At 65.8% G+C, this 15128-nt stretch carries 18 protein-coding genes and 1 tRNA gene; 12 read left to right on the top strand and 7 right to left on the bottom strand.

Translation table 11 applies throughout. From position 1 onward, the window contains the following. Both AADZ90_RS12325 and AADZ90_RS12330 read right to left on the bottom strand, forming a co-directional pair. On the bottom strand, nucleotides 1-2022 hold the full coding sequence (locus AADZ90_RS12325) for a capsule polysaccharide biogenesis protein (protein ID WP_367310313.1): 2022 nt from the start codon (nucleotides 2020-2022) through the stop codon (nucleotides 1-3). A gap of 369 nt (nucleotides 2023-2391) precedes the next feature. Beyond that, nucleotides 2392-3684: a capsule polysaccharide biogenesis protein gene (locus AADZ90_RS12330; RefSeq protein WP_367310314.1), complete on the bottom strand. Its 1293-nt coding sequence runs from the start codon at nucleotides 3682-3684 to the stop codon at nucleotides 2392-2394. A gap of 139 nt (nucleotides 3685-3823) precedes the next feature. On the opposite strand from AADZ90_RS12330, the gene AADZ90_RS12335 reads away from it, so the two are divergent. From AADZ90_RS12335 to AADZ90_RS12365, 7 genes are all read left to right on the top strand, one after another. Then, nucleotides 3824-4411, top strand: coding sequence for a riboflavin synthase (locus AADZ90_RS12335; RefSeq protein WP_367310315.1), 588 nt, complete (start codon nucleotides 3824-3826; stop codon nucleotides 4409-4411). Next, nucleotides 4408-4968 (top strand): hypothetical protein, encoded by a 561-nt coding sequence (locus tag AADZ90_RS12340; RefSeq protein WP_367310316.1) that lies wholly within the window; start codon nucleotides 4408-4410, stop codon nucleotides 4966-4968. The genes AADZ90_RS12335 and AADZ90_RS12340 overlap by 4 nt, the downstream gene beginning before the upstream one ends. Before the next feature lie 126 nt (nucleotides 4969-5094). Continuing rightward, nucleotides 5095-6219 (top strand): 3,4-dihydroxy-2-butanone-4-phosphate synthase, encoded by a 1125-nt coding sequence (gene ribB, locus AADZ90_RS12345; RefSeq protein WP_367310317.1) that lies wholly within the window; start codon nucleotides 5095-5097, stop codon nucleotides 6217-6219. Next, entirely contained in the window at nucleotides 6219-6749 is a 531-nt protein-coding gene (locus AADZ90_RS12350; RefSeq protein WP_367310318.1) for a 6,7-dimethyl-8-ribityllumazine synthase, read from the top strand. The genes ribB and AADZ90_RS12350 overlap by 1 nt, the downstream gene beginning before the upstream one ends. Before the next feature lie 35 nt (nucleotides 6750-6784). Continuing rightward, on the top strand, nucleotides 6785-7222 hold the full coding sequence (gene nusB, locus AADZ90_RS12355; protein ID WP_367310593.1) for a transcription antitermination factor NusB: 438 nt from the start codon (nucleotides 6785-6787) through the stop codon (nucleotides 7220-7222). A gap of 48 nt (nucleotides 7223-7270) precedes the next feature. Continuing rightward, nucleotides 7271-7843, top strand: coding sequence for an HdeD family acid-resistance protein (locus AADZ90_RS12360; RefSeq protein WP_367310319.1), 573 nt, complete (start codon nucleotides 7271-7273; stop codon nucleotides 7841-7843). Beyond that, nucleotides 7833-8147 (top strand): hypothetical protein, encoded by a 315-nt coding sequence (locus AADZ90_RS12365; protein ID WP_367310320.1) that lies wholly within the window; start codon nucleotides 7833-7835, stop codon nucleotides 8145-8147. The genes AADZ90_RS12360 and AADZ90_RS12365 overlap by 11 nt, the downstream gene beginning before the upstream one ends. On the opposite strand, the gene AADZ90_RS12370 is transcribed toward AADZ90_RS12365, so the two are convergent. Genes AADZ90_RS12370 through AADZ90_RS12380 form a run of 3 tightly spaced genes read right to left on the bottom strand, consistent with a single transcriptional unit; the run spans nucleotide 8114 to nucleotide 10948 of the window. Continuing rightward, nucleotides 8114-8839, bottom strand: coding sequence for a COG3904 family protein (locus AADZ90_RS12370; RefSeq protein ID WP_367310321.1), 726 nt, complete (start codon nucleotides 8837-8839; stop codon nucleotides 8114-8116). The two genes, AADZ90_RS12365 and AADZ90_RS12370, sit on opposite strands and share 34 nt — an antisense overlap. After that, the gene (locus tag AADZ90_RS12375) at nucleotides 8836-10098 is read right to left on the bottom strand and encodes a hypothetical protein (protein ID WP_367310322.1); all 1263 of its coding nucleotides are present in this window, start codon (nucleotides 10096-10098) and stop codon (nucleotides 8836-8838) included. Before AADZ90_RS12375 ends, AADZ90_RS12370 begins: the two co-directional genes overlap by 4 nt. Next, nucleotides 10091-10948: a glycosyltransferase family 2 protein gene (locus AADZ90_RS12380; protein ID WP_367310323.1), complete on the bottom strand. Its 858-nt coding sequence runs from the start codon at nucleotides 10946-10948 to the stop codon at nucleotides 10091-10093. Before AADZ90_RS12380 ends, AADZ90_RS12375 begins: the two co-directional genes overlap by 8 nt. Nucleotides 10949-11381: 433 nt before the next feature. Here AADZ90_RS12380 and AADZ90_RS12385 point away from each other — a divergent pair, with 433 nt between their 5' ends. After that, the gene (locus AADZ90_RS12385) at nucleotides 11382-11840 is read left to right on the top strand and encodes an MmcB family DNA repair protein (protein ID WP_367310324.1); all 459 of its coding nucleotides are present in this window, start codon (nucleotides 11382-11384) and stop codon (nucleotides 11838-11840) included. On the opposite strand, the gene AADZ90_RS12390 is transcribed toward AADZ90_RS12385, so the two are convergent. After that, the gene (locus tag AADZ90_RS12390) at nucleotides 11824-12018 is read right to left on the bottom strand and encodes a DUF6324 family protein (protein ID WP_367310325.1); all 195 of its coding nucleotides are present in this window, start codon (nucleotides 12016-12018) and stop codon (nucleotides 11824-11826) included. The genes AADZ90_RS12385 and AADZ90_RS12390 overlap by 17 nt on opposite strands. Before the next feature lie 28 nt (nucleotides 12019-12046). Here AADZ90_RS12390 and AADZ90_RS12395 point away from each other — a divergent pair, with 28 nt between their 5' ends. Together AADZ90_RS12395 and AADZ90_RS12400 are read left to right on the top strand one after the other, a co-directional pair. Then, complete coding sequence (locus tag AADZ90_RS12395) at nucleotides 12047-12520, top strand: GNAT family N-acetyltransferase (RefSeq protein WP_367310326.1); 474 nt, start codon at nucleotides 12047-12049, stop codon at nucleotides 12518-12520. 52 nt (nucleotides 12521-12572) lie between these two features. After that, nucleotides 12573-12649, top strand: a tRNA-His gene (locus AADZ90_RS12400). Nucleotides 12650-12654: 5 nt separating this feature from the next. Here the strand turns inward: AADZ90_RS12400 and AADZ90_RS12405 are convergent. Next, the gene (locus tag AADZ90_RS12405; RefSeq protein ID WP_367310327.1) at nucleotides 12655-12954 is read right to left on the bottom strand and encodes a DUF6476 family protein; all 300 of its coding nucleotides are present in this window, start codon (nucleotides 12952-12954) and stop codon (nucleotides 12655-12657) included. On the opposite strand from AADZ90_RS12405, the gene AADZ90_RS12410 reads away from it, so the two are divergent. After that, nucleotides 12953-13972 carry an RluA family pseudouridine synthase gene (locus AADZ90_RS12410; RefSeq protein WP_367310328.1) on the top strand — a complete coding sequence of 340 codons (1020 nt, stop codon included), beginning with the start codon at nucleotides 12953-12955 and terminating at the stop codon, nucleotides 13970-13972. The two genes, AADZ90_RS12405 and AADZ90_RS12410, sit on opposite strands and share 2 nt — an antisense overlap. Nucleotides 13973-14136: 164 nt before the next feature. Beyond that, entirely contained in the window at nucleotides 14137-15039 is a 903-nt protein-coding gene (gene rpoH, locus AADZ90_RS12415) for an RNA polymerase sigma factor RpoH (RefSeq protein ID WP_367310329.1), read from the top strand. Nucleotides 15040-15128 lie beyond the last annotated feature (89 nt).

Consider the following 15128-nt stretch of genomic DNA (forward strand, 5'->3'; position numbering starts at 1 on the left):
TTACCGCCAGAACGGAGTGCTGGCGAAGAGACCCTGGAGCTTGGCGGTAAGGCGGTTGAGCTTGCCGGGTTGCGGCAGGTCCCCCGTCGCCAGACGGTCGAGCGCGATTTCGGGCGGGCAGGGGAGGTTCGTCACCGGATCGTGGTAGCGCGGATAGGCGATGAGCGCGGCGTGGACGAGGCCTTCGAGACTGGGCGTCGCGGTGCGGCGCGGACAGGGGGCGTCGCGGTCTGTGGTGAGGCCCCATCCGGCGTAGAAGGGCGTGCCGTAGCAGGTGAGGGGTTTGCGGCGGATCAGCGCCTCGAACCCCAGGAGGGAGGTCATGGTGTGGACCTCGTCGGTGGCTTCGATGAGGGCGATGGGGTCGGCGTTGGTCGCTGTGATGTCGGCGAGGGTGGCGTCGATGGCGCCGGGACGAAGGCCCGCTTCGACATCCGGGTGGGGTTTGTAGATCAGGATGGCGTCGGGATGGGCGTCACGGACGGCCTTGAGGAGGTCGGTGTTGGTGCGGATGGCGCCGGTGCCGGTGAGGATGGAGGCGTCATCTTCGACCTGGCCGGTGACGAGGATGCGGTGGCCGCCGGGCAGGTCGGGAAGGGTGCCGGGGAGGTTGTATTTCGAGAGGCGGTCGTTGCGCAGGCGCCGGATAAGGGCCTCGGCGCGGCGGTGATCGGGGTCTGAGAGGGTTTCGGACGCGGCGATCAGGCGTTCGAGGCGGCTTTCGCGGCCGGGGTCGTAATAGATGCCGAGATCATCGAAGGCGAGGGAGAGCGGCGGGATCAGCTCGGCGCCGAGGCCGCGGGAGCGGAGGAAGCCGTCTTCGACGCGGATGGCGTTAGCGGCTTCGAGCTCTGGCGGGGTTCTGCTGGACCAGCTGAGGAGGCGTTGAGCATCTCCCACGGCGGCGAGGGCCTTGGCTGGGTCGTCGCGAAAGCGGACGGGGCCTTGGAGGAACCGCCGTGTGGGGGCGCGTTTCCAGAGGCGGAAGCCGTGGGCGACGGAGCCGTTGCGGTCTTCGCGGTAGGCACGGGACTGAGCCTCGAGCGTGTCGAGCGTGTCCTCCAGCGTTGCCGCGCGGTCGTGATACGGCGAATGCCAGTGGGGGTAGAGGATCAGCGCGGCGGCGGCGAGCTGAGCGCGGGTCAGGCTGCGCTGGCGGCGGTCGAGCGGCTTGCGGTCGTCGGTCAGGCCCCAGCCCATGTAGAAGGGCTGGCCGAAGACGACGGGGCGGTGGCCCGCCAGGATCGCCTCGAACCCCATCTGGGAGGACACCGTGTAGACGGCGATGGCCCCTTCGAGGAGGCGGGCGGGGGTATGGGGTGCGTTGATCAGCTGGATGCGGTCGGTCTGGGCATCTGTGTCGAAATAACCCGGACGATGGCCCGCGGTGGTTTCCGGATGGGTCTTGATGAGGATGCGGGCGCGGGGGTGTTCGTCCTGGGCGTAGAACAGCATCTCGCGGAAGGAGTTGAGATCGCAGCCCGAGGCGGTGACGGAGGCGTCGCCGCGGGTCTGGTCGAGGATGAGGACATAGCCGGGGTCGGGCGGCGCCAGCGCTGGGTCGCCGGTGTTGTATTTCGAGAGGCCGGTTGCCTTGATCCGGTCGATGGCGTCGCGGGCGCGGTTGAGGATCGCGCTGTCGTCGAGGGGGTCCTCAGCGAGAATCCGTTCGAGGTCGGACGGCGTCGACGGGTCGAAATGGAGGCCGCTTTCGTCGAGGAGAAGGCCGAGCGGCGGGTCGCCGTCGCGACCCGTGCGGACGGAGCGGAAGAACGGGTCTTCGACGCGCAAGATGGGGTTGCCGGTGAGGCCCGCGACCCTTTCGCCCCGGGGAGCGGTGGGGCTTTGGCCCCAGACGCCGATCCAATCGCCGTCGCCCGGTTTGCCGATGCGAATGTCCCATCCGGCAAGCGAGAGGATCCGCCGGATGCGCGGCTGGGTGAGGAAGCCACCGTTATAGACGTAGAGGTTGCGCCGGGGCCGGTCGGTCGTGGTGCCGTACAGCATCTGAGGGTCGGTCATACGGGTCGGGTGCCTTGCGGTCCGGTGCGATCCGGCCCTGTGTCGCGGTTCGGAAGCGATGCGGCAACCAGAAAAGCGGGTGGCGGTGCCGGGAGCGTCCCCGCGCTGACGCGCGGACCCGCGCCCCTGCGGGGAGCGGGGCGCGGCAGGCCGTGCGTCTCCTGACCGGTTGGGTCTGGAAAGGTTCGCGCCGGGACGGTTCTCGGCCTCCGGCGGGAGTATTTCTGGCCAGATGAAGAGGGGAGCGCTTTGATTTAAGGGATTGCGCTAAGGTTAACGGGTGTTGGGGTCAATTGAGTGTGCGGGTGATCGGGGTTTCCCGGTTCAATATTGTTTTGCCAAAACTGCCGGATCGCATGTTTCAGAGGCTCAGCCGACCGCCTGGAGATGCTGGCGGGGAGCAGAGCGGCCAGCGGCGAAGGCGTCGTATGGGTCCTCCTCGGCCAGCATCATGTCGACGACAAGGCGCAGGAGACGGCGGCGGGATCGGGCCGCGTAGTAGCCGCCGGGGACCTGGCTGGTTTCCAGGAGGAACCGGCGGTAGTCGGCATAGGCCGCGGCATCGGGGCGGTCGGGCTGGGCGAAGAAGGCTTCGATGTCCTGGGAGGAGACGAATTCGGGCTTGCCGTAGACCGCCTCGCCGAAGGCCAGGAGCGGTAGGCCACGGCGCAGGACCTGCTGGGCGGCGGTGGAGTTGACGGTGACGGCCGAGCGGGCATCGTCGAGCAGTGCTGCAAGCTTGCCGCCGTGGAGGAAGTGGACCCGGCCGGTCACACCGTGGTCGCGCGCGAGAGCACGGATATGGCGGCGGTGGGGGCTTTGGCCGGTGTCGAGCGGGTGGGCCTTGAAGACGAGATGGTGGTGGGGCGGCGCGCCCGCCGCGAAGCCTGAGATGACGCTGGCTATGAACTCACGCGAGGTATCGAAAGGCGAATGGGCCTGGAAGCTCGAATCGTGTTCGAGCTGCATGAGTGCCAGGTGATAGGGGTAGCCCGAGAGCGTCAGGCGGGTGGTGGCGATCCGGCGGGAGAGCGCGACGAAGGGCATGAGCGCCAGGCGGCGGGTATAGAGCAGCATCTCCTGCCGAACCGACAGGGTGCGGTGGCGCTGAAAGCCTTTGTAGCGGCCGCCGCCGGCCAGGACGAAGGTGTGGTAGAGCGCGCCGTAGAAGATGTGGTGGCGCATGTCGCCCCAATGGGCGGGTACGGGCATCGTATCCTGCTGCCGGAGTGCGAGGGCCGCGCGCATTTCCTCCACCGACATAGTCATCAGGCGGGAATGGCCATTGGTGCCGTCTCGCTCGTAGGTGACCCAGTAGGGCCTCAGATAGCCCTCCTCGAAGACGTGGACGGTGACACCGCGCGCCTTGGCCTTGGCGATCGCCTCCGCATGGCGGGGGCGGACATCGCCGTAAAGGACGAGGTCGGTCACGAATTTGTCGGTGAGCAGTGTGTCGAGGTGATCGGGCCAGGCCTCGGCCGCTTCGCGGAAGGGAAGGTAGCTTTTCCCGTCGGGCCAGAACGCGCCGTCGCCGCCGTTGAAGCCGACGCGCCAGACATCGGCGCCCGCCATCCGCAGCATGCGTGCAAGGCGCCAGAAGAAGGGGCCGTGGGGACCCTGCAGGAACAGGAAGGTGCGGCTTTGAATGTTGGTTTGCGGCACGGGGATACTCGGAACAGCTATGGTAGTGTCTTTACCTGCCCTGGTCGGGGGCGGACAATTGTTTTTGCGCAGCGGAGCGCTTGTTTGCACATCCGGCCCATCGTAGGTCTGATCTGGTTAACAATGAGGCAAGACGGCGATGTTCACTGGGATCGTGACGGATATCGGCGAGGTGCGCGCGGTCGAGCACCGGGGAGACCTGCGGCTGAGGATCGGGACGCGGTACGACATGGGCTCGGTCGATCTTGGTGCGTCGATCGCCTGCGACGGGGTGTGCCTGACGGTGGTCGAGAAGGGGCCGGACTGGTTCGACGTGGATATGAGTGCGGAGACGTTGGAGAAAACGACGGCAGGCGGCTGGGCGGTCGGTGGTCGGCTGAACCTGGAACGCGCGCTCAAGGTCGGGGACGAGCTGGGCGGGCATATCGTTTCTGGTCATGTGGACGGGGTTGCCGAAGTGGTTTCGGTTGAGGAAGAGGGCGACAGCACGCGCGTTCTCTTCGAGGCGCCGGAAGCACTAGCGCGGTTCATTGCGCCGAAGGGGTCCGTGGCGTTGAATGGGACGTCGTTGACCGTGAACGAGGTGGACGGGCGTCGGTTCGGGATCAACCTGATCCCCCATACCAAGGAGGTGACGACCTGGGGGTCGGTCGCGGCGGGGGACGGTGTGAACCTCGAGATCGATACGCTCGCGCGGTATGTCGCACGGCTGGCGGAGGCGGCATGACACCCGGGATCGGACACAACCAGGGCCCGACCATGGAGGCGGGTTATGGCTGGCGGCGGCATGCCTGGGGCAAGGCGCGGGCGGCGCTGTTGCCGAAGCTGCCGGTGGAGGTGCTGCGGCTGAGGATCCGGCGGGCGGAGGAACTGGGGCTGCCGTACAAGACCTATGCCGGGATCCGGGCCAGCACGGGGCGGGACGTGATCGGGTTTCTGTTCTCGACCAATGCCCTGCGGCTGATCCGGGCTGGCGACGTCTTGCCCGAAGATCGGGAGGCCAAGCTGGTGGCCTTGCGCGCTTGCGCGCGGATCGCGGCGGCGCAGCCGGGCTTCCCGCTGGCCGAGCTACCGGTGCCACCCCTCGACCACGGCTTCGCCGCGCCGTCCTTCGCCGAAAGCTGGTCGGCCATGCGCGACCGGATCGCTGCGCCGCTGCGCGAGGCGGGCCTGCCGGCCGACGGGGTCGTTATCGTCGGGGAGACTGCGATGGAGCGGGAATGGGTTGCCGCCGCCCGCGCGGCGGGCTTTCTAGCCGCCGACAGGTATTTCGGCGCCGCCTGAGCGCGCCGCTTCCCCTTCATCTGGCCAAAAATACTCAAATTCCTGTGCGTCGCCGCAGGTGCGCCGCTCTGGTCATTGCGCGGCGCGCGCGCTATCCCGCGGCAAGCTTGCCTGAGGGGACGCCCCATGAGTTTCGAACAGCCCGGACCGGTCGAGGAAAGCTGGACCGATGCAATCTCGTCCGTGGACGAGATCATCGAGGATGCCCGCAATGGGCGGATGTTCATCCTTGTCGACCACGAGGATCGCGAGAACGAGGGGGATCTGGTTATCCCCGCGCAGATGGCGACGCCCGATGCGATCAACTTCATGGCGACCCATGGGCGGGGGCTGATCTGCCTCGCCATGCCGGGGACGAAGGTGGATGCGCTGGGTTTGCCGCTGATGTCGTCGCAGAACTCCTCGCGCCACGAGACGGCGTTCACTGTGTCGATCGAGGCGCGCGAGGGGGTGACGACCGGCATTTCGGCGGCGGACCGGGCACGGACGATTTCGGTGGCGATCGACAGCGCCACGACGGCCGCCGATATCGCGACGCCGGGGCATGTCTTTCCGCTTCGGGCGCGGGAAGGGGGCGTTCTGGTGCGGGCCGGGCACACGGAGGCGGCGGTCGACGTGGCGCGTTTGGCCGGGCTGAACCCGTCAGGGGTAATCTGCGAGATCATGAACGAGGACGGGACGATGTCGCGTCTGCCGGACCTCGTGGCCTTTGCCCAGCTTCACAACCTGAAGATCGGCACGATCAGCGATCTGATCGCCTATCGGCGGCGGCACGACAACCTTGTGCGGATGCGGGACCGCGAGGTGGTACAGAGCGAGTTCGGCGGCGAATGGGAGATGCGGATCTTCCGGGACGAGACGCAGGGGGCCGAGCATATCGCGCTGGTGAAGGGCGATATCTCGGGTGATGAGCCGGTGCTGGTGCGGATGCATGCGCTGGATCCGCTGCTGGATGTCGTCGGCACAGGCGGCATGGGCCGGGCGCGGGAGTTCGGCGACGCGATGGAGCTGATCGCGGCGGAAGGGCGGGGCGCGCTGGTGCTGCTGCGCGACCTGCATATGAAGATTGCCGCGGGCGAGGAAGTGTCGCCGCAGACGCTGCGGCAATACGGGCTGGGGGCGCAGATCCTGAGTTCTCTTGGGGTGTCGAAGATGATCCTGCTGACCAATTCGCCGCAGCCGAAGGTCGTGGGGCTCGAGGCGTACGGGCTGGAGATCGTGGATGTGCGCAAGATATCGGAGATCGGGTGATGGCGGCAGCGGAAGAGCATTACGAGCTGGAGCGGCCGAGCTTCGAGAAGGCCCCGAAGCTGCTGATCGTGGTGGCGCCCTACTACAAGGACATCGCGGATGAGTTGGTCGCCGGAGCACGGACCGAGATCGAAGCGGCGGGCGGCACCCATGAGACGGTCGAAGTGCCTGGTGCCCTGGAAGTGCCGATCGCGATCGGGATCGCCGAGCGGATGAGCAATTTCGACGGCTACGTTGCACTGGGCTGCGTGATCCGGGGCGAGACGACCCATTACGAGACGGTCTGCAACGACAGCTCCCGCGGGCTGATGCTGCTGGGGCTGCAGGGGCTGTGCGTGGGCAACGGGATCCTGACGGTCGAGACCAAGGACCAGGCGCGGGTTCGGGCTGAGGCCAAGGGTCAGAACAAGGGGGGCGGCGCCGCGGCGGCGGCGTTGCACCTGATCGCGCTGTCGCGGAACTGGGGGAACGCGCGCAAGGGCGTCGGCTTCACCAGCACGCTGCTTGCCAAGGGTGGAGAGACGGTGTGACCGAGCCGAAACTTTCCGGCAATCAGAAGCGCAAGATGCGGTCGGCCGCGCGGCTGTTTTCCGTGCAGGCGCTTTATCAGATGGAGATGTCGGATCAGACCGTCGATGCGGTAATCCGGGAATTCGAGACGCACCGGTTCGGCGAGGTCTTCGAAGACTACGCAATGGCCGAGGGCGATCTGGAGACGTTCCGTGCGCTGATGGAAGGGGCGGTGAACGATCAGGCGCGGATCGACCAGATGACCGACCGGGCGCTGGTCGCGAAGTGGCCGATCGGGCGGATCGATCCGACCTTACGGGCCCTGTTCCGCGCGGCAGGCGCGGAGCTGATCGCTGGTGAGACGCCGCCGAAGGTCGTGATCGTGGAATTCGTCGACGTCGCGCGGGCGTTCTTTCCGGACGGGAAAGAGCCGAAATTCGTCAACGCCGTGCTTGATCATATGGCGCGCGAGGCGCGGCCCGAGGCGTTTTAGGCGGAACCTCTGCGCGTCCGTTCTGGTTCGGCTGGAAAGGAGAGCGCGATGGCCGATACCCCGACGGATCCGGATAAGCTGCGGGCAGAGTTCGCTGAGCGGATCCGGGAGAACAGCAAGCGGTTCACGATCTTCGGGATCGTCCTGATTGTGATCGGGACGCTGGCGATCCTGTTTCCGTTTCTGGGCTCGATCTTCGTGAAGGTGACGGTGGGGTGGTTCCTGCTGCTGAGTGGCGCGATCACGCTTTACGCGGCATTTCAGACGAAGACGTGGAATTCGGCGATCCTGAACGGGCTGATCGGGCTGCTGCACCTTGTCGCGGGGGCATGGCTCGCCTTTTCGCCGACGGGTGGGCTGATCGCGCTGACCTTCCTGCTGGGGATCGTCTTTGGTTTGCAGGGCGGTGTGGAAACCGCGATGGCCTTGCAAAACCGGGGCCACAAGGGCTGGGGCTGGCTTTTGGCTTCGGGGATCGCGTCGTTGGTGCTTGGCCTGTTGCTTATTCTGGGGCTGCCCGGCACGGCGGTCTGGGCGTTGGGCATCTTTGCGGGTATAAACTTCGTGACGACGGGGATCGCCTTCGTCGCCTTGGCCAGAGGAGTGAGAGATGCCGTCTGAGCAGAAACGCCCGCTTCCGCGGATCGTGAAGTTCTATATCCGGCACGTGCTGATTGGGTACGGAATTGCCGCGGCGTTCGTCGCGATGCTTCTCTATTTCGATGTCGTTCGCCTATGGAGCCTGATTTCCAATTCCGATGTCGGGCTGCTGGCCGTGTTCCTGCTGTGGTTCTTCAACGGAATCGTCTTTTCCGGCGCGCAATTCTCGGTCGCGCTGCTACTGGATGCCGATAGCGACGATGATGACGGCCGGGGTGGTGAGGCGGTGCCTCAGCTAGCGCCGATTTCGGTCGCGAGGCGGTAGGTTTCCAGCTCTTCCGGGAGCAGGACGTAGATCTCGTCGGGCGGCGTGACGAGGGCATGCCGCATCAGAAGCGGATCGATCCCCATATCATTGAGGTACGTCATGACCTCACCCTGGCCGCGCTGGATGTCTTCGACCGCGGTGAAAGCGGGCAGGACGATGTTTTCGCCGAAATAGTGCTGATGGACGCCGACCGAAGCGGTGATGTGGACGCGCCGTTCTGTGCCGCCCGCGAGGATGTAGGGGCAGGCCGAGAGGCAGAACGTGTCGGGCTGCATCTCTGTTATGATCCCCGCGTCCCGGATGCGGCGGCCGATGTCGAGCGCGTCGCCCACCGACCCGCCGGGGCTGTTGAGGCGGATGCGGGTGAAGGGCCCTTCGCGGTCGAGGAAATCTTCGAAGCGGGCCGCGTCGCCGGCGGCGATGCCGCCTTCCATCGTCAGGACATCTCCGAACGGCTGGAAGGTCAGGCGGCGGGGCATGGGGCCGGTATCGGGGCCGGTTGTCATTCGGCGGGGCGCGTAGCGACGGGTTTGATCTCCGGGGGAGACGAGGCGTTCGAGGGTGGGCGCGACGGATGGCGAGAGAAGCTGCGGGATGCGCGCGCCCAGATCGCCTGCGAAGAGGAGCAGGGCGAGGCCCACCTGCAGGCCGAGGATCCAGCGGATCGCCTTCTGGGCGGAGGTCGTCATGCGCTGCGATCGGGCTTGATCGTCTCGACCTGGGCCGGGCGGGGTCGGGGCGGCGCGCCGTGTTCTTCGGTCAGCATGTCGTCGACATCGCGCGCGGCGCGGAGGGCGGCGCGCAGTTCGGTCAGCGTCAGCGTGTCTTCGATTGGTGTGTCGCGGCGGCCCGCGCGGATGGCGGCCTGGGTGACGGCGAGGATGAAGACGAGGACGGCGGGCAGCAGGTCGATGGCGATGGCACCCGCCCATGAGGGGATGAAGTTGCCCGCATAGAGGATCACCGCGTCGGCGGTGGAGATGGGCGTGTAGGTCGTCTCGGGCGGTTGTTCCATCGCCATGACGTCGCGCGCGGCCTTTTCGAGGCCTTCTGCCCGGGTGGAGAGGACCGAGAGGACGCTGTCGATGGTGCGCGCTTGATCGGTGCGCCCACTGGCGGTAGAGCCGTCGAGTTCTGGCAGGACGACGGAGTTTTCAAGGTCGACCGCCGCGCGGGCCACGAGAGGCGCGACGGAAAGCTGGCGCAGGCGGGTGATGAGACCGGCGAGGCGCACGGCCTCTTCCGAGAATTCGACCGAGCGTTCCTCGACCGGGCCGGTGCCGACGGTGAGGGAGCGCATGCGCGACAGGATCTCGTTGCCTTCGTTGAAGGCGGTGTCGATGAGGGGGGCCTGGGACGCGATCTGGGCTTCGAGGGCTGCGAGTTCGTCGGATTTCTGTTCGAGCACGCGGAAGACGGCGCCGCGGCCGGCGAGGCCGGAGAGGGTGCCTGCGGCCTCTTGCTCCGACAGATCCTCGAAGCTTTGGCGGACGCGGGCGACGTCCCGTTCGAGCGCCTGGGCGGTGAGGGCGACGGTGTTGGCTTGTTCGAGGCTGTCCTGGTAGTCGCCGATGGTCGTCGCCAGGTGCTGTTCGACAGCGGCGGCGCCGGCCAGGGCGGCTGCATTCAGCCAGGAGGACATGGCGACGATGGCGAGCGAGCCGAGCGCCATCGAGACGATCAGACCGATCCGCGCGCCTGCGGTGCGGACGGCGGGCAGAAGCCGCATCATGTAGGACCAGAAGACGAAGATGCCGACAGAGACAGCGATGGAATAGGCCATCGCTGCGAAGACCGTGAGCGCGCCGTTATCGTCGAGCAGCGAAGAGACGCCGAGATAGGTGTAGATGCCCGAGGCGACGGCGAGCACGCCAAGAGCCGTTCCGGTGATGCTGTCGAGCCAGCTGACATGGCCTTCCAACTCGCGGGCGTAGGACGTCTCAGGCATCGCGCGTCTCCTTGTCGAGGCCGAATTCCGCCCGGATCCGGGCGATCTGATCGGCATCGGTGATCCGGTGAGTTTGCGCATAGCGCAGCTTGCTGTCGAGAGTGCCGCGCCGGGCGATCATGTTCTCGCCATGGCCGACGAGGTAGAGCGCGGCGGGGAAGGGGATCGGCGTCATCTCGTAGCCGAAATAGCGCATCCGTTCGGGGATGCGGCGATGGGACTTCATTTCGCCTAAGGGGCCTTTGCTGCCCGTGTGGCGGCGGAAGTCGAAGCGGACGGCGTTGGAAGAGCCGCAGATCTGGTTGAAGGCGATGTGCTTCGGGGCATCGTCGAGGGGGGCGAAATGGGCGCCCGGCTGTTCGAGCATGTAGCCTTGGTCGATGTAGTAGCCCGATCCGTTATCGTCTTGGTGGATGTGGGCCACGACGCCGGGATGGAGCAGGTCGTCGGCGTCGAACTGGAAGAGGTAGCCGTCGTCCTTCCGGGTGCGGGCGGCGTTGCGAATGAGCGCCCGGCGCTTGCGGCCCTTGTCGAAGAAGCTGTCGGAGCCCTTGAAGGGCAGGAAGCGGACCTGATCGTCCCAGGCGATACCGTCGGGGGCGTCCTGGCCGCAGATCACGGCCTGCCATCGGGAGGAGGTCTGCGCGCGGAGCGAGGCGATGGTGGCGGCGAGGTTCTGCGACACCAGTCCCCAGTCTTCCGAGCGGCGTTTCGAAACCAGAGGAATAGCGAAAAGCGTCGTCGGGTCGCCGGAGGGCGGGTCAAAGCTGTGGCGCCATTGCCAGAGGTCGCCCTTGAGGCGCATCTGGACGGGTGTCTTGCCGCGGAGAACGTCCTTGATCGTCGCCATCGGCGCGCTGTCCTTAACTTTGGCGCACTAGGCGGTTAAGTGGCGGGCCCGCGCGCAGCCGTGCGGTTCTTTAAATTCCCGAGGACCTGTATGTACAGGTGGGCGCCAGATAAACGGACCAGGATCCGAACAGAGCCAGCTCCCTCGGAATTGCTTAAGGCCACCGGAATTTGACCGAGCACGAGAAAGGCAGAACCCGCCAGCGCTCAAGCTAGGGTGGGGATGCGGCTAAAACAAGGTGCGAAGTAGGGGAGGGTGGCGGGGGCTTCGATGTTTCGGATGAGAAATGGTGGATCAGGAGGCGTCCGGCAGTGTGATTAGCCTCCGGCGGGAGCATTTAGTGCCAGATGAAGCAGGGGCATTAAGGTTAACGGCCCGCAAGCTCAACGGTCGGGTCTTGCGCAATGTTCATGAATTGTTCATAGCTAACGTCATGCCCGATGACTTCTCCACAGACGGCCTCTTGCCGGGCCAGATCCTCGCCCGGGGGGTGTGCCGGCATCTGGCGAGCCTCGACTTCGCCTGCGTAGAGGAGTTCGTGCCGGCGCCGGGGCTGAGGGTCGATGTGATGGCGCTGGGGCCGAAGGGGGAGGTCTGGATCGTCGAGTGCAAGTCGAGCCGGTCGGATTTCACCGCTGACCGGAAATGGGAAGGATATCTGGACTATTGTGACCGATACTTCTGGGGCGTGGACGAAGGGTTCCCGTCAGAGCTGTTGCCTCTTGAGACGGGGCTGATCCTTGCCGACGCCTATGACGGCGAAATCGTTCGGATGGCGCCGGAGGACAAGCTGGCAGCACCCCGGCGCAAGGCGATGACCGCGCGTTTCGCCCGCCATGCGGCACGGCGGCTTCATGCGATGCGGGATCCGGGGTTTACTTTTTTGATCTGACGGCGTCGGCCGCGGCGGAAGCGGCGAGGATCTCTTCCGCGATTTCTCTCGCTTCGGTTGTATCGAAATCCATCGGGATTTCGATGCCGGCGGCTTCGACGAAAATACGCACCATGCCCTGATCGGTGGGGCCGATCTGGAGGTTTGCCTCGATCTCACGTTCGGTATTCATACCCATAACTCGGAGTTAGGGGGTCGTTAACCGCGTGACAAGTCTGGAAATCAGGATTGCGAAGCCTTCTGACAGTGGTTGGATCGTTGATCGGCACGCCAACCTCTATCGGGTCGAGGCCGGGTTTGACGCGACCTTCGCGCCAGTCGTCCGGCGGGCGGTCGACAGCTCTTTCGCGTCGGGGCAGGGCCGGGGATGGATAGCGGAAGCGGGTGGAGCCCCCATTGGATGCATCTTCTGCGTGTTGGAGGAGCCGGGCTGGGCGCGGCTGAGGCTTTTTCTGCTGGAGCCGGAGTGGCGCGGGAAGGGGCTGGGGCATCGTCTGCTTCGGACCTGTATGGAGTATGCTCAGGCGAGCGGTGCCGAGGCGATGCGGCTTTCCACCCATGCGAGCCATCGGGCGGCCTGCGCGCTTTATGCCCGATCCGGTTGGGTTCAGGTGGCCGCGCGGCCGGTGCGAAACTACGGATGTGACCTGGAGGAACTGGACTGGGAGTTTCAGTTTTGACGTCTGCGGCGGTCTTGCAATCGTCGCGCCTGCGGAGTATTTCGCGCGGTGTGCCGGCTTAGCTCAGTTGGTTAGAGCGCCTGATTGTGGATCAGGAGGTCCCCAGTTCGAGCCTGGGAGCTGGTACCACCCTTTTATTCGAGTACGACCGTCTGACGGAGCGCACCGTCTGTGTCGTAGACGAGCAATCTGTCATCATCAGTCACGACAAGGAGGCGGTTGCCGGTCAACGTGACCGCTGTGGGCGTGGTGCCGTCGGGCAACGTGAGCGTGTCGGGCAGGGCGAGCGCAGCGGGGGCTTCGGTCAGGCGGATGACAAGCAGGGTGACGATCGTTATGACGCCTCCGATCATCACAACTGTGAGCGTTGTCACGAGCCGCCGCAGGAAGCGCAGGTTCGGCGGTTCCGGGCCGTTTTCCGGAGTATCTGACATGGAGCCTGTCACCTTTCGCATCGCTGCCGATCCGCCGTCGCGTCTGGATAAGGCGCTGGCGCGGGATGTGCCAGAGGCGGCGGCTTTGAGCCGCTCTCGGATTGTGCGGCTGCTGGAGGACGGCGCCGTGCGGGTGAACGGAGCGGTTGCGCTGGATGCCAAGGCGCGGGTCGTGGAGGGCGACGCGGTCGAGATCGCCGTTGGTCCGGCGGAGGAGACGCATCTGGCGGCGGAGCCGATCCCGCTGGAGATCGTCTATGAGGACGACGATCTGATTGTGGTGAACAAGCCGGCGGGCATGGTCGTGCATCCGGCGCCGGGGACACCGTCGGGAACGCTCGTCAACGCGCTGATGCACCATTGCGGCGATCATTTGTCGGGCGTGGGCGGCGTGGCGCGGCCCGGGATCGTGCACCGGATCGACAAGGATACGTCCGGCCTGCTGGCCGTGGCCAAGAGCGATCGGGCGCATCATGGGCTCGCCGCGCAGTTCGAGGCGCATAGCGTAGAGCGTATCTATGAGGCGGTCGTTTATGGCGTGCCCGATCCCGCCGACCCGCGGCTGCGGGGGGTGCGTGGGGTCAGCGTCGAGCCGGGCGGGGTGATCAAGATCACGACGGGGCTCGCGCGGCACAGGACGGACCGGCAGCGGCAGGCGGTGATCTTCGAGGGCGGGCGACATGCGGTGACGCGGGTTCGGACGGTCGAGGTGTTTGGCGGGGTGGCGGCCCGAGTGGAATGCCGGTTGGAGACCGGGCGGACGCATCAGATCCGGGTGCATCTGGCCCATGCGGGGCATGGGTTGATCGGCGATCCGGTCTATGGCGGGCGGCGGAAGCTGTCGGCTAAGGCAGTGGGAGAGGTGTCCGCGGAGATTGCGGCCGGCTTCGGACGGCAAGCGTTGCATGCGCGGGTGCTGGGGTTCGTACATCCGGGTAGCGGCGCGGCCTTGCACTTCGAGGCGCCGCGTCCCGCGGATATGGAGGCCTTGCTGGCGGCGCTGCGTGGCGACGTGTGACAGCGCATCCCATGTGCGTGAGAGCACTGAAATGGGTCTGGTGTGCGACACTCCGTAGGTGCATATTTTGAACTGAACAGGACGGTTTTGTTTAGTCTTGGACTTGAAACCCGACGAAAACCGTCCATATAGGTGTTAAAGCCCTTAACATGGGGAGGGACATGATGGCGAATTATACGACTTTGCCGGCCCCGTCGCCGGAGCAGGGACTGAACCGGTATCTTCAGGAAATCCGCAAGTTTCCGATGCTGGAGCCCGAAGAGGAATACATGCTGGCCAAGGCTTGGGTCGAGCAGGAAGATACCGAGGCGGCCCATAAGATGGTGACATCGCATCTGCGGCTCGCGGCGAAGATCGCCATGGGCTATCGCGGCTATGGTCTGCCTCAGGCAGAGGTGATCTCGGAGGCCAATGTCGGCCTGATGCAGGCGGTGAAGCGCTTCGATCCGGAGCGTGGGTTCCGGCTGGCCACCTATGCGATGTGGTGGATCCGGGCGGCGATCCAAGAATACATCCTGCGGTCCTGGAGCCTCGTGAAGCTCGGTACGACGAGTGCGCAGAAGAAGCTGTTCTTCAACCTCCGCAAGGCCAAGAGCCGGATCGGAGCACTGGAGGATGGCGACCTGCGGCCGGAGAACGTGCAGCGGATCGCAAACGATCTGGGCGTGACCGAGGACGAAGTGATCTCGATGAACCGGCGGCTGTCCGGCGGCGACGCGTCGCTCAACGCGATGGTCGGGACCGAGGGGGATTCCGCCACCCAGTGGCAGGATTGGCTCGAGGATGAGGATGCGGATCAGGCGACGGATTATGCCGAGCGCGATGAGCTTGAGGCGCGGCGGGAGCTGCTCTCCGAAGCGATGGACGTGCTGAATGACCGCGAGAAGGACATCCTGATGCAACGGCGGCTGTCGGAAGAGACCGTGACACTCGAGGAGCTTTCCGGGCAGTACGACGTCAGCCGCGAGCGGATCCGCCAGATCGAGGTGCGGGCCTTCGAGAAGCTGCAGAAGCGGATGCGGGAACTGGCCTCCGAGAAGGGGATGCTGGCTCCGGCTCCGGCGTAAGATCGGCGGCGGGAGGGCGCCTGCGTGCCTTCGGCACGACACCCGCCCGCCCAGCCGCGCTTTCTGCGCCCGGCGGTTCGGCGTTGCGA

This window comes from Aestuariibius violaceus (assembly GCF_040779325.2).
Classification (GTDB): Bacteria; Pseudomonadota; Alphaproteobacteria; order Rhodobacterales; family Rhodobacteraceae; genus Aestuariibius; species Aestuariibius violaceus.